Origin of the sequence: Roseburia sp. CLA-AA-H209 (assembly GCF_020687575.1) — a bacterium.
Lineage (GTDB): Bacteria > Bacillota > Clostridia > Lachnospirales > Lachnospiraceae > Roseburia_C > Roseburia_C amylophila.
Map to the genome: position 1 here is coordinate 12,254 of NZ_JAJEQU010000009.1, position 14,012 is coordinate 26,265.

Here is a 14,012-nt window from a genome sequence, read left to right on the forward strand (position 1 = left end):
GGAAATGGAAGGTAATATGTACGACAATTATGTGTTTGATCTGTATGGAACACTGGTAGATATCCATACAGAGGAAAATGATGCTAGGGTATGGGAAAAACTGAGTCTGTTTTACGGATTTTATGGAGCTTTATATGACCCGCAGGAATTACAGGAATCTTATCTGGCATTGATTCAAAGCAAAGAGACAGATTTAAAGGGAGAGTTGGAAAAGGAGCCGCACTATGCCCATGAGGCATTTCCGGAGATTCGTATTGAAGAAGTATTCAAAGAGCTTTATGCGAAGAAGGGGATAAAGGCTGATGATGCGCTGGCAGTTCATACCGGACAGTTCTTCCGGGTACTGACCATGGAGTATGTGCGGATTTATGATGGCGTAAGAGAATTATTAAAAGCATTGAAAAAATGTGGTAAAAAGGTATATCTTTTATCCAATGCCCAGAGAATCTTTACGGAATATGAGATGAATTATTTGGATATTACAAAATATTTTGACGATATTTTAATTTCATCCGATTATGGAACCAAGAAACCGGACATCCGTTTTTTTGAACAACTGATAGAAAAGTATCATCTGGATGTGAAGAAAACACTGATGATAGGAAATGATGTACGTTGTGACATCAACGGGGCCAAAGAGGCAGGTCTTGACACTTTTTACATTCATTCGAATATTTCTCCAAAAGATGACAAAAAGCCGGACAGTACCTATTACCTGCCTGCAATGGATATGAAAAAAGTAAAAGAACTTATCCTGCAAAACGCTTCCGGTACTCACGGGGTGTAACATAAAAGCGTTTCTTAAACAGCCGGTTGAAGTAAGAGAGGTTGTCAAAGCCTACTTCAGCGGCAATGTCTAATATAGAAGCTTCAGACGAAATAAGCAGCCGGCTGGCCATGGTCAGCCGGTAATCATTTAAATATTCTGTAAAAGTAGTTCCCATGGTATTTTTGAAAAACTTCATAAAATGAGACTGGCTTAAGTCCAGCGCATCTGCCATTTCTTCAATGGAAATTTTACTGGCATAATTTGTCTCAATATATTTAATGATGCGTTTCATCTTTTCCAGGGATTTCTGGTTCTTGCGGGAGGCACTTGTTTCGCAGCAGTTAGAAATCAGAATGGAAAAGAGCAGGAAAAGCTGTCCTTTAATCACAAGCTGGAAGGCCGGGGGATTGGTCCTGCAGACTTCATCCGCAGCATTGATACAGCCGGCAACCTCGTTATAGAATGGCATACCCGGTGTAAAATGTGTGGTAAGCCGCAGTGTGCCGTCTAAAAGCGGTGTAAAGTAGCGGCTGTTACAGATGTCTGTCTGTTTGGCAAGGAGCATTTCCAGTTTAAAAATAATATTAATATATTCCATTTTGTAATCGAGATACTGTTCAATGGAATGAACCTGTCCCGGAAGAATCAGAAGAATACTTCCTTCCTGAACCGGATATTCTTCCAAATCTACGGTAATCAGTCCGCAGCCTTTTTTGATGTAGATAATTTCCGTTTCATCATGCCAGTGGGCAGGCACCCGCTCAAAATCTAAGGGAATTGAACAGGGATAGGTGATATATGGGAAACTTTCTGAACCATGTGATTTCTTTTCCTGGTAATTTTCATATTCGAGAATATTCATGGGAAACGCCTTTCGTCAAAATGTACAAAAAAGTGATTTTTTCTAAAATCACCGAAATATGATAGTATTGTACCACTTTTGACCGGTATATTACAAGAAAATGTAAAAGAAATGTTAGATAATGCATACATAAGAGAACGAACTGAATTCAAATTTTACGGAGGGTCAAAAATGAATTTACAGGAAATCGTAACAAAGAAATATAACAAGGGAATTGCTGATTGCTCTAATGAAGAATTATACTTCGCATTATTAGAGATGACAAAAGCAATGGCTGAGAAGAAAGAAAACCACAACGGAAAGAAAAAATTATATTATATTTCCGCAGAGTTCTTAATTGGAAAACTTCTCTCCAACAACCTGATTAATTTAGGTGTATATGATGAAGTGAGAGATGTACTTGCAGCAAATGGCAAAGACATCTGTGCAATTGAAGAGGTTGAGCCGGAACCATCACTTGGTAACGGTGGTCTTGGAAGACTTGCAGCATGCTTCCTTGATTCTATTGCAACATTAGGATTAAACGGTGATGGAGTTGGACTTAACTATCATTACGGATTATTCAAACAGGTATTTGAAAACAACCTTCAGAAAGAAACCAAGAATCCTTGGATTCAGGATGAAAGCTGGCTGACAAAGACAGATAAGAGCTATCAGGTACAGTTTGGTGGATTTAATGTAACTTCAAAATTATATGATATTGATGTTACCGGATATGAAAACACAACCAACAAGCTTCATTTATTCGATATCGAAACAGTAGATGAGAGCATCGTTGGGGATGGAATTGACTTTGACAAAGAGGATATCAAGAAAAACCTGACATTATTCTTATATCCGGATGACAGTGATGACAAGGGACGTCTCCTTCGTGTTTACCAGCAGTACTTCATGGTAAGCAACGCTGCACAGTTAATCTTAGATGAGGCGGTAGAAAGAGGATGTAACTTACATGATCTTGCTGATTATGCAGTAATCCAGATTAATGATACCCATCCATCTATGGTAATCCCGGAGATGATTCGTCTGTTAATGGAAAGAGGAATCGGCATGGACGAGGCTATTGCAATCGTTTCCAAGTGTTGTGCATATACCAATCACACCATCTTAGCAGAAGCATTAGAGAAATGGCCAATCTCTTTCTTAGAGAAAGTTGTTCCACAGTTAATGCCAATCATCTACGAATTAAACAACCGTGTAGTTGCTAAATATGATGACAAGTCTGTATACATCATTGATGATGAAAAACGTGTACACATGGCTCATATGGATATCCACTACGGATTCAGCGTAAATGGTGTTGCATACCTTCATACAGAAATCTTAAAAGATTCTGAGTTAAATAACTTCTACAAGATTTATCCTGAGAAGTTCAATAACAAGACAAACGGTATCACATTCCGTCGTTGGTTATTACACTGTGATAAGGGATTAACATCCTTAATCGAAGAACTGATTGGACCAGGATTCAAGAAAGATGCAATGGAACTGGAAAAATTAGGACAGTTCGTAAATGATGATGCAGTATTAGATAAATTACTTGCAATCAAGACTGAGAACAAAGTTGTTCTTAAGAACTACTTAAAGGCAACACAGAACATCGACTTAGATGAGAACTCAGTATTTGATATCCAGATTAAGAGATTACATGAGTACAAGAGACAGCAGATGAATGCACTCTATGTAATTAACAAATATTTTGAAATCAAAGCAGGAAAGAAACCGGCAAGAAAGATTACTGCAATCTTTGGTGCAAAGGCAGCTCCGGCTTACATCATTGCAAAAGACATTATCCATTTAATTCTCTGCTTACAGCAGTTAATTGCAAATGACCCGGAAGTAAGTCCGTACTTACAGGTTGTTATGGTAGAGAACTACAATGTTACTTTAGCTGAGAAATTAATCCCGGCAGCAGATATCCATGAGCAGATTTCCTTAGCTTCTAAAGAGGCATCCGGAACATCTAACATGAAGTTCATGTTAAATGGTGCAGTAGCAATCGGAACCATGGACGGAGCAAACGTAGAAATGCATCAGTTAGTAGGAGATGATAACATCTACATCTTCGGAGAGTCTTCTGACGAAGTAATTGAGCATTACGCAAAAGCTGATTATGTATCACGCAAGTATTATGATAATGATGCAGATATCAAACGTGCAATCGACTTCATCGTAAGTGATGAAATGAAAGCAATCGGAAATGCAGAGAACTTAGAGAGACTTTTCAATGAGTTAATCAATAAAGACTGGTTCATGACTCTTCCGGATTTCGAATCTTATCGTGCAAAGAAAGATGAAATGCTTGCAGATTATGAAGATAGAAAAGCATGGGCAAAAATGATGCTGACAAACATCAGCAAAGCCGGCTTCTTCTCATCGGACCGTACAATTGAGCAGTACAACAAAGATATTTGGAAATTAGACTAAATTTTGATAAAAGTATTCTCCAACCTTTAAAAACAATGAGGGACAGATAGAAATATCTGTCCCTTGTTGCGTTTTATGAAATACGACTTAGAGCTTCAATCCCTTTAACAGTGCGCCAAGGCTGGTAGAAGCACTTTCATCAGAGGTGTAGGCGGATAAGTCTTCTTTTTCTTCTACAGAAGTATCTACCATTTCTTCTTCCAATGCACGCATGCTTAAGCTGATTTTGCCGTCGTTGGTATTTAAAAGCTTGGCTTTTACATGCTGTCCTTCCTTTAATACTTCGGAAGGCTTGTTGATACGGCGTTCACAAATCTGGGAAATGTGGACAAGTCCCGTAAGTCCGTCCCCAAGGTTGATAAATGCACCATATGGCATCAGACTTTCTACCGTTCCTTCTACGATACTTCCTGGAACAAGCATGGCAATCTTATGATTTCTTTCTTCTGTTTCTTTTTCAAGAGCAACGGATTTACCGGAGAGCACCAGACGGTCATCTTCCTCGTCTACAGTAATGACACGGACTTCTAATTCTTTGCCAACATAGCTTTCGGTATCTTCTACATAGGCTGTGGTAATCTGTGAAGCCGGAATAAATCCGCGAATGCCATAAAGGTATGCAACCACACCGGCTTTTACCGCTTCACTGACCTTTACGGTAACAACGGTTTCGTTTTCCAACAGCTCTTTTAACTTATCCCAGGCAAGCACTTCGTTGGCTTCTTTCATGGAAAGTAAAATGTTGCCTCCTCCATCATCCCGGCGGATGACCGTTGCTTCTAAGATATCTCCCGGATGAATGTGTTCGTCAATGACAAAGGATGGGTCGTTGCTGACTTCATCTGCTTTGATGATTCCCGGGGCATAATACTTTAAGTCCAATGTGATGGCGTCTTCATCCACAGAGATAACGGTTCCGGTTAAGATGTCTCCTTCGTTGATTTTCCGGAAGGAAGCCTCAAGCTCTGCTTCAAAGTCCTGCATGGTTTCTTTTGCTTCGTTTTCTGACATAGTAAAACCTCTTTTCTTATCTGATTCTGGTTAGGCGATTGCGAAAGGGGACAGGAGCTGCCGGTAAAGAAGTTTTGCGGTATTCCAAGAGACTGTTTTTCGGATGATGAAATACCACCGTTCTAAGTGGTTCGTTTTTCTTTTTACGATAAAAACAGTCTTTTCCATGTTTGAGCAGAATCGGGACACTGTCCGTCAAAGTACTGATGCCTGATAAGGGCTGTTAGGGGCACCCGGAATTTCATCTGGCAGCAGGCAACGCTGGTACAGGGATGTACCAGCGAGGCACAATTGAACATGGATGTGAATTTGTGCCGGTTGCCAGATGAAAGAAAAAGTATGCCGAAATTCCCAGTGCCCCTTGCAGACATTATGTGGCATCCGCCCTTGATGGACAGTGCCCCGATTCTGTCAAAGCAAGTGAAAAGACAGTTTATAATCAAGAAAAATAAACCACTAAGAACGGTTGGCATTTCACATCAAAGAAAATCAGATTCCCTTGGAATGCCGCAAAATTTTTTTGCCGGAATCCTTTCTGTTCCGATTCGCAATCGCCTAACTATATGCATGAGAATAACTCATGATTTTTCTTGCAGTGTATCACAGGAAACGAAGAAAAACAAGCCGGGGCGAGGTTGAAAGAAGAGCCTTAATTTGCTATACTAAAGCGGATGAAAGCGAGGCAATTATGAAGAAAATAAAATATATGGCAGTTGTACTTGCCACAGGACTACTGTTGGCCGGCTGTGAGGAGGATGAGACACAGAATAATAAAGATGCATATCGGCAGATAGGCATCAACTGTATGCAGGAGGGTGACTATGAAGGCGCCATTGATGCATTTCAGAATGCACTGGACCAGTCGCTGGCAGTTGTGGGAGAAGAAGAAATAGATACCTGTTATTATAAAGCAGCAGCACAGTATGCCGCAGGAAAGAAAGAGGATGCCATTGAGACCTATCAGGCGTTAATCAATTATGACAAGAAAAATGCCCAGGCATATTTCCTGTTAGGAGAACTGTACCGGAAAGAAAATGACATGGATAAAGCAAAAGAAAATTTTAATCTGGCAGCACAGTATGCCGGCAGTGACTATGAAATGTATATTGCTTTGTACCAGGAGTGTTATGCCGCAGGAATGCAGACCGAAGGTCAGGAGTATCTGAAAAAAGGTATTGAAGCAGGTGGTAAATCAGCGGAGGACTATGCCCAGAGAGGCAGAATTTATCTATTACTGGGAGATTATGATAATGCGGAAACAGAGCTTACGACAGCTATTAATAAAAAGAGCACGGAAGCTTCTTTGTATATGGCACAGCTCTATGAAGTGAAAGGCGAAGATGAGAAGGCAGCCGGATTATATAAAGAATATATCGATGAAAATCAGGATAATCCGACAGCATTGATCTGTCTGGGAGGAATGGAATTAGAAAAAGGTAATTATGACAGTGCAATAAACTATCTTAAGATGGCACTGGATTTAGATGCAGGCTCACAGAAGCAGGAGGCGCAGCGTAATCTGATACTGGCATATGAACAGAGCGGAGATTTCACATCTGCAAAAAGCGAGATGGAGGATTATACAAAGAATTATCCGAATGACGAAGAAGCTGCCCGGGAATACTTGTTTTTGATGACACGTTAAGCAAAAAGGGCAAAATGTATGGGACAGGAAAACGAGGGAAAAAGGCAGAGAGGAACAATACGAAAATGAGCGAAACCTATGAGATTATCGTGCTGGATTTAGATGGCACCTTAACCAATTCAAAGAAAGTCATTACACCAAAGACGAAAGACGCACTGATGCGGATTCAAAAGGAAGGGAAAAAAGTAGTGCTGGCATCCGGCCGTCCTACCGGGGGCATCGTAAAGCTGGCAGACGAACTGGATTTGAAGAGCTATGGCGGATTTGTACTGGCATTTAATGGTGGAAAGATTATTAATTATGAGACCGGAGAGATTGTATACAATAAGACAATACCGGTAGAACTGGTGCCGGCAGTGTATGAGCAGGCATGCAGACTGGGTGTAGGCGTGCTTACTTATAAAGGAAATACCATCATCCATGGAAACGGAGTGAATGAATATAGCCGTAACGAGGGAAAAATTAACGGAATGCCGATAAAAGAGGTAGATAATTTCGCAGAATATGTAGATTATCCGGTAAATAAATTCCTGATGACAGGAGAACCGGAAAAGATTGCAAAAGCACAGGATGTGATGCGGCAGACCTTTGGAGAACAATTAAACATTTTTCGCTCAGAACCGTTTTTCTTAGAAATTGTTCCACCATCCATTGATAAGGCATATTCTCTTGGAAAACTGTTAGAATATCTGGGAGAAAAGAAGGAGCAGATGATCTGCTGTGGAGATGGCTTTAATGACAAGTCTATGATTGCATTTGCCGGGCTTGGTGTGGCAATGGCAAACGCACAGCCGGAGGTAAAAGAGGTCGCAGATTATATTACCACTTCCAATGATGAAGACGGAGTGGCGCTTGTAATAGATAGATTCATGTAAGGAAGGCGTATGGCATGCAGAAAATAACAGAACTATTGTCAAAGGGAAAATCACCATATCATGTAACAGAATGGACAGGAAAGCAGTTACAGGAGGCAGGGTATGAAGAATTAAAGCTGCAGGAATCCTGGCAGCTTCATGCAGGCGGTAAATACTATGTAAGACCGTATTCCGGTATGGTAGCAGCATTCTCTGTTCCGGAACAGCTGGACAGAAAGACGGCACTCCGCCTGATGCTGGCCCATACAGATTTTCCATGTTTTAAAATAAAACCGAATCCTGAAGTGAAGACGAAGGATTACAGGCAGTTAAATGTGGAGCCATATGGCGGTATGCTCAAAAATACATGGTTTGACCGTCCACTTGGAATTTATGGGAAAGTGGTATTAGAATCGGAACATCCATTTGCACCGGAAGTAAAGCTTTTCGGAAGTGAGGAACCGGCAGCAGTGATTCCGTCATTAGCACCACACCTGAACCGTGAGGCAGGCGGAAAACAGGAATATGATATGCAAAGAGAACTGCTTCCACTGCTTGGAATAGAGCAGGACGGAGACGTTACAGAGAATTTTTTCACGGATTACTTAAAAGAACAGCTTGGGGCAGAGGCAAATGAGGTTTTAAGCTATGATTTATTCCTTACCAATATGGATGAACCGGAATTAATAGGAAGTGATAAGAAGCTTCTTTCTTCTCCGAGAATCGATAATCTGGCATCGGTAGCAGCAATTGTGGAGACAATGTGTGAAAAAACGACCGGAGATTCACTGGTTGTGGCAGGATTATTTGATAATGAGGAAATCGGCAGCCGCTCCAAGCAGGGAGCAGACAGCAGTCTTCTTAAGGATATCATAATGAAGATTGGTGCAGCCTTTGGAATGGCAGAAACAGAGGTAAATGATATGCTCCGGGGAGGCTTTCTCTTGTCTATAGACGGAGCTCATGCCGTACACCCGAATTACACAAATAAATCAGATATTACGAATGATGTGATATTGGGAAAAGGAATTACCGTAAAGACTTCTGCCAGCCAGCGGTATCTTTCTGACAGTGAGGCAACAGCGGTGGTGATGCAGCTTTGTAAAAAGACAGATATTCCATATCAGGTGCAGGTAAACCGTTCCGGCATGCCGGGTGGACAGACCCTTGGACCGATTGTGGTTTCCTATCTGCCGATGCAGGGAGCGGATATTGGAATTCCGATGCTTGCCATGCATTCTGCAAGAGAACTGGCAGATATGAGAGATTATCAGGCATTGGTAATGTTTTTGAAAATATTTTCTGCATAAAGAAATTGCAAAAAAAGTTGAATTTTTTGGAAAAATATCACAAAATGTCGTTGACAATCGGTAAGATTCAGTACAAAATTAGTAGTATAACGTAATGCACAGAAAGTGCATTGATTGGAGGAAATATATGGCATTGGGAAAGAATAAAAAAATTATAAATCTGGTTCAGTCAATTAGTGAGATGAAAGAAGAGAATTATGCTGCAGGTTCACCGGAACTGCAGAATATGTATGAACGCATGAGCGCTGGCAGACGTCAGCTTGCACAGGTATATGGGGAAGATATGCAGGCAGTTATGACAATGAGTGCCTTAGGCCTGAAAGTTGGACATGATACCGAAAAGATGACAACGACAGCAGAGGATGTCAATACAGCAACAAAGGCAATCCATGATGCAGCAGCAGAAACATCCAGTATTGCAGAGGAAGTAAGAAATGCCCATGAGGGTCTGACCAATACAATTGTTGATGTATCAGAGAAAACTACTGATATTTATAAGAAGATAGAGAATGGCCAGGAAGAACTGACAGCTATCCGGGATTTATCCAAAGATGCAATCTCAGAATCCACAGAAATGAAGAAGAATATGGATGCATTGATGGATGTTATCAATCATATGAATGAAGTCATTGAAGGTATCAATGCAATTTCCGAACAGACCAACCTGCTGGCATTGAACGCATCAATCGAGGCAGCAAGAGCAGGAGAAGCAGGAAAGGGATTTGCCGTTGTAGCGGAAGAAATCCGTCAGCTGGCAGAGGGAACCAAACAGTTAACTGGAAATATGGGTGAATTCGTAGAAGGAATCCGTGATGCTTCTGAGAAGAGTTCTAAGAGTGTGGATGTTGCAATTACATCTCTTGACAATATTGATCAGAAGATTAATGCTGTATGGAATATTAATGACGAGAACAAGAAAAATGTTGGAACCATCAGCGAATCGATTGGTTCCCTTGCTGGTATCAGTGAAGAAATCAGCAGCTCCATGAATGTGCTGGAAACCCAGGTGTCCTGTATTGAAGACCAGTGCAGTAATCTCAGCAATGATGCAGAATTGCTGACCGTTATAAATGGAAATTTAAAAGGTTCGGTAGAACCATTAACCCAGGTTGAAACGGGTATGGATAATGTGGCGAAGGTTATAGGAGAAATGAGCCGTGATGCATTTTACCGTATGGATAATGCAGTTTTTGATGCTTATGTACAAAAAGCAATGGAAGCACATAGGGCATGGCTTGAGACTTTACATACCATGGTAACTGAGAAGAATGTCCTTACGTTACAATTTGATGATACAAAATGTGGCTTTGGTCATTTTTACTATTCCATGCATCCGGAAAATCCGGCAATTGCACCGGTCTGGAATGCACTGGCAGAGAAACACAGAAGATTCCATGGATATGGAAAAGAAGTGCAGCAGGCACTGTTTGATGAGAACGCGGAAAAAGCAGAAGAAATTTATCTGGAAGCAGAGAAATGCTCAAATGAATTACAGAATGATTTTGCTGCAATTTTAAATATTTCTGCAGGATTATCCCAGAACGGACAGAGTGTGTTTGCATAAACAGAAAGTAAGAAAAGGATATTTTATGCCTGAATTTTTTGAAAACAATGAAATGGAAGAAAGAGTCATCCTGGTTGGCGTAAGCAGCCAGGATGGCGATGATACAGAAGACTCCCTGGATGAATTGGAGGAGCTGGTGAAGACTGCCGGAGCAGTAACGGTGGGCAGGGTAATCCAGAACCGTCAGACAATACATCCGGGGCTTTATATTGGTAGCGGAAAAGTAGAAGAGCTGCTGGATGAAATTGCATGGACCAATGCAACAGGAATTGTCTGCGATGACGAACTAAGCCCGGCACAGCTTCGGAATCTTTCAGATGCCCTGAACGTAAAAGTGATGGACAGAACCTTAATTATCCTTGATATTTTTGCTGCCAGAGCATCTACCAGTGAAGGAAAGATACAGGTGGAACTGGCACAGCTTCGTTACCGCATGAGTCGTCTTTCCGGCATAGGAAAGAGTATGTCAAGGCTGGGAGGAGGAATTGGAACGAGAGGTCCGGGAGAGAAAAAGTTAGAGGTAGACCGTCGTCTGATTGCATCAAGAATCAGCCAGCTCAAACGGGAGTTAGAGGAAGTGAAAAGGCACCGGGAAGTGAATCGTGTGGCAAGACAGCGGAATCATGTTCCGGTGGCAGCGATTGTAGGGTATACCAATGCCGGTAAATCAACCCTTTTAAATGCTCTGACCGGAGCTGGAATTCTTGCAGAGGATAAACTTTTTGCAACCTTAGACCCGACTACCAGAATGTTAGAACTTCCGGGAAGCCAGAAGCTTTTGCTTACGGATACGGTAGGGTTTATCCGAAAACTGCCGCATCATCTGATTGATGCCTTCCGTAGTACTTTAGAGGAAGCTAAGTATGCAGATTTTATCATTCATGTGGTGGATGCATCCAATCCACAGGCTGCCAAGCAGATGCATATTGTATATGAGACATTGCACCAGTTAGAGGTTACAGATAAAAAGATATTGACATTGTTTAATAAGCAGGATGCCATTACAGACTGGGAACCATTGCGGGATGGCAGGGCAGATATTACTTTACGGGTATCTGCAGCAAGAGGTGATGGACTAGAAGAACTGAAAGACTGCCTCGCCCGGATACTGCGGGAGAACAAACACTATCTTGAGACAGTGCTGCCATATGACAAGGGTGGATTGCTGCAGCAGATAAGAGAAACAGGAGAATTAATAGCAGAAGAATATCTGCCGGAGGGAATCCGTATAGAAGCATATGTACCTCCGGAGCTATTTGAGAAAATACATGCATGAGCAGATTGCCCCAGAACTGCTTGTATGCTAAAATAGGAGCAACAGGAGGTATTCCACATGACAATCTTAATAAAAGGTGGCCGCATTTTAGATCCGGCTACGAAAACAGATGATGTAATGGACCTTTTCATAGAAGATGGAGTCATTACCAAAAGAGGGAAAAATATCAAGAAAAAGGCAGAGAAGACTATCGATGCCAAAGGACTGTATGTAATGCCGGGACTCGTTGATATGCATGTGCATTTGCGGGATCCAGGATTTACTCATAAGGGTGATGTTGAAACAGAAACCCGTTCCGCAGCAAGAGGCGGATATACCACGGTACTTGCAATGCCAAATACCAAGCCGGTGGTAGATAATGCTGATGTGGTACGTTATGTACATCATAAGGCAGAAAGTGTCGGACTGGTGCATGTATTACAGGTTGGTGCTGTAACAAAAGGACAGCAGGGAGAGGAATTAGCTGACATCAAAGAGATGGTGGAGGCAGGAAGCCCTGCAATCAGTGAAGATGGCAAATCAGTCATGAATTCACTTCTTGCAAGAGATGCCATGCTGGTAGCAAGAGACTGTAACATTCCGGTACTGTCACATTGCGAAGATAAGAATCTGGTTGGCTCCGGCGTGGTCAACGAGGATGAGAATGCAAAACGGTGGGGACTGGCTGGAATTACCAATTCCGTAGAAGATATCATGATTGCAAGAAATATCCTGTTATCCAAAGATACCGGTGCACACCTGCATCTTTGCCACTGCTCCACAAAGAACAGTGTAATCATGGTAAAATATGCCAAGTTAGAGCATATTCCGGTATCCGCAGAGGTATGTCCGCATCATTTTACACTGACATCAGATGATATGGTAGAGGGAGATACTAATTATAAGATGAATCCGCCACTCCGCCGGAAAGATGATGTGGAGGCATTGAAAAAGGGACTTTCCGACGGAACCATGGAAGTCATTTCTACAGACCATGCACCGCATACAGCAGATGAAAAAAATAGCAGCATGGTAAAGGCACCATTCGGAATCGTTGGAATGGAAACTGCAGCAGCACTGACTTATACAGAACTCGTGCTGGGTGGATACTTAACACCGATGCAGATGGTAGAGAAGATGAGCTATAACCCGGCACAGATTCTTCATTTGAAGAAAGGAACTTTGGAAGAGGGAAGAATGGCAGATGTCATGCTTTTTGATCCGGAATGCACTTATGCCATTGATAAGAACAAGTTCTGGTCGAAAGCAAAGAATACACCATTCCACAGCAGAAAAGTAACCGGTAAAGTAATGATGACTATCTGTGACGGCAAAATTGTATATGATGCAGCAGAAGAATAAGAAAAAGAAAGGCTTAAAGATATGATTAACAAATTAATTAAAAAAATCGAGAAAACCCATGCACCAATCGTTGTCGGCTTAGATCCGATGTTAGATTATGTTCCGGAACATATTAAGGCAGCAGCATTTAAGGAGTGTGGTGAGACTTTAGAGGGTGCAGCAGAAGCAATCTGGCAGTTTAACAAAGCAATTGTAGATGCCACTTATGATCTGATTCCTGCTGTAAAACCACAGATTGCCATGTATGAGCAGTTTGGAACAGAGGGTGTGAAAGCATATCAGAAGACAGTAGATTACTGCCACTCCAAAGACCTTGTGGTAATCGGAGATGTAAAACGTGGCGATATCGGTTCTACATCCGCAGCATATGCAGTGGGACATCTTGGTAAAGTCCAGGTGGGAAGTAAGAAGCTTTCTGCTTTTGATGAAGACTTTGCAACCGTTAATCCATATCTTGGTTCAGACGGAATCAAGCCTTTCCTGGAAGTATGTAAAGAAGAGAAAAAAGGTATCTTCATTTTAGTTAAGACCAGCAATCCATCCAGTGGAGAATTCCAGGACAGATTAATTGATGGCAGACCACTGTATGAATATGTCGGTGAAAAGGTAGCACAGTGGGGCGAAGAAGTCATGGGAGATAACTACAGCTATGTGGGAGCAGTAGTAGGAGCAACCTATCCGGAGATAGGAAAAGTCCTTCGTAAAGTAATGCCAAAGAGCTTTATCCTGGTTCCGGGATACGGTGCCCAGGGTGGAAAAGGAGCGGACTTAGTACATTACTTCGACGAAAACGGACTGGGTGCAATTGTCAATTCATCCCGTGGAATCATTGCAGCATATAAGCAGGAGGCTTATGCATCTTTTGGAGCAGAACATTTTGCAGATGCATCCAGAGCAGCAGTAGAGGCAATGATAAAAGATATCGATGGAGCTTTACAGGCAAGATAGGAGAA

General features: G+C 41.8%; 11 protein-coding genes. 9 read left to right on the top strand and 2 right to left on the bottom strand.

Annotation, left to right across the window (positions count from 1 at the left end; genetic code table 11):
* Window positions 1–16: 16 nt before the first annotated feature.
* Window positions 17–787, top strand: coding sequence for an HAD family hydrolase (locus LKD41_RS09650; RefSeq protein ID WP_227701053.1), 771 nt, complete (start codon window positions 17–19; stop codon window positions 785–787).
* Here LKD41_RS09650 and LKD41_RS09655 read toward each other — a convergent pair.
* Entirely contained in the window at window positions 750–1,631 is an 882-nt protein-coding gene (locus tag LKD41_RS09655) for an AraC family transcriptional regulator (protein ID WP_117946466.1), read from the bottom strand. The two genes, LKD41_RS09650 and LKD41_RS09655, sit on opposite strands and share 38 nt — an antisense overlap.
* A gap of 171 nt (window positions 1,632–1,802) precedes the next feature.
* Between LKD41_RS09655 and LKD41_RS09660 the strand changes: the two genes are divergently transcribed.
* Entirely contained in the window at window positions 1,803–4,058 is a 2,256-nt protein-coding gene (locus LKD41_RS09660; protein ID WP_022244419.1) for a glycogen/starch/alpha-glucan phosphorylase, read from the top strand.
* Between the two features lie 87 nt (window positions 4,059–4,145).
* Here LKD41_RS09660 and LKD41_RS09665 read toward each other — a convergent pair whose 3' ends face one another.
* On the bottom strand, window positions 4,146–5,069 hold the full coding sequence (locus tag LKD41_RS09665) for a 30S ribosomal protein S1 (protein WP_227701054.1): 924 nt from the start codon (window positions 5,067–5,069) through the stop codon (window positions 4,146–4,148).
* Window positions 5,070–5,757: 688 nt separating this feature from the next.
* Between LKD41_RS09665 and LKD41_RS09670 the strand changes: the two genes are divergently transcribed.
* From LKD41_RS09670 to pyrF, 7 genes are all read left to right on the top strand, one after another.
* Window positions 5,758–6,714: a tetratricopeptide repeat protein gene (locus LKD41_RS09670; protein WP_158567182.1), complete on the top strand. Its 957-nt coding sequence runs from the start codon at window positions 5,758–5,760 to the stop codon at window positions 6,712–6,714.
* 65 nt (window positions 6,715–6,779) lie between these two features.
* Window positions 6,780–7,589 (top strand): Cof-type HAD-IIB family hydrolase, encoded by an 810-nt coding sequence (locus LKD41_RS09675; RefSeq protein ID WP_022244416.1) that lies wholly within the window; start codon window positions 6,780–6,782, stop codon window positions 7,587–7,589.
* Between the two features lie 14 nt (window positions 7,590–7,603).
* Window positions 7,604–8,878, top strand: coding sequence for a M18 family aminopeptidase (locus tag LKD41_RS09680; protein ID WP_227701055.1), 1,275 nt, complete (start codon window positions 7,604–7,606; stop codon window positions 8,876–8,878).
* Window positions 8,879–9,005: 127 nt separating this feature from the next.
* A complete protein-coding gene (locus LKD41_RS09685) occupies window positions 9,006–10,442 on the top strand; it encodes a methyl-accepting chemotaxis protein (protein WP_227701056.1) in 1,437 nt (478 codons plus the stop codon).
* A gap of 25 nt (window positions 10,443–10,467) precedes the next feature.
* A complete protein-coding gene (gene hflX, locus LKD41_RS09690; protein ID WP_227701057.1) occupies window positions 10,468–11,718 on the top strand; it encodes a GTPase HflX in 1,251 nt (416 codons plus the stop codon).
* Between the two features lie 57 nt (window positions 11,719–11,775).
* Window positions 11,776–13,059 (top strand): dihydroorotase, encoded by a 1,284-nt coding sequence (locus tag LKD41_RS09695; RefSeq protein ID WP_227701058.1) that lies wholly within the window; start codon window positions 11,776–11,778, stop codon window positions 13,057–13,059.
* Between the two features lie 21 nt (window positions 13,060–13,080).
* Entirely contained in the window at window positions 13,081–14,007 is a 927-nt protein-coding gene (gene pyrF / locus LKD41_RS09700; protein ID WP_118056444.1) for an orotidine-5'-phosphate decarboxylase, read from the top strand.
* Window positions 14,008–14,012 lie beyond the last annotated feature (5 nt).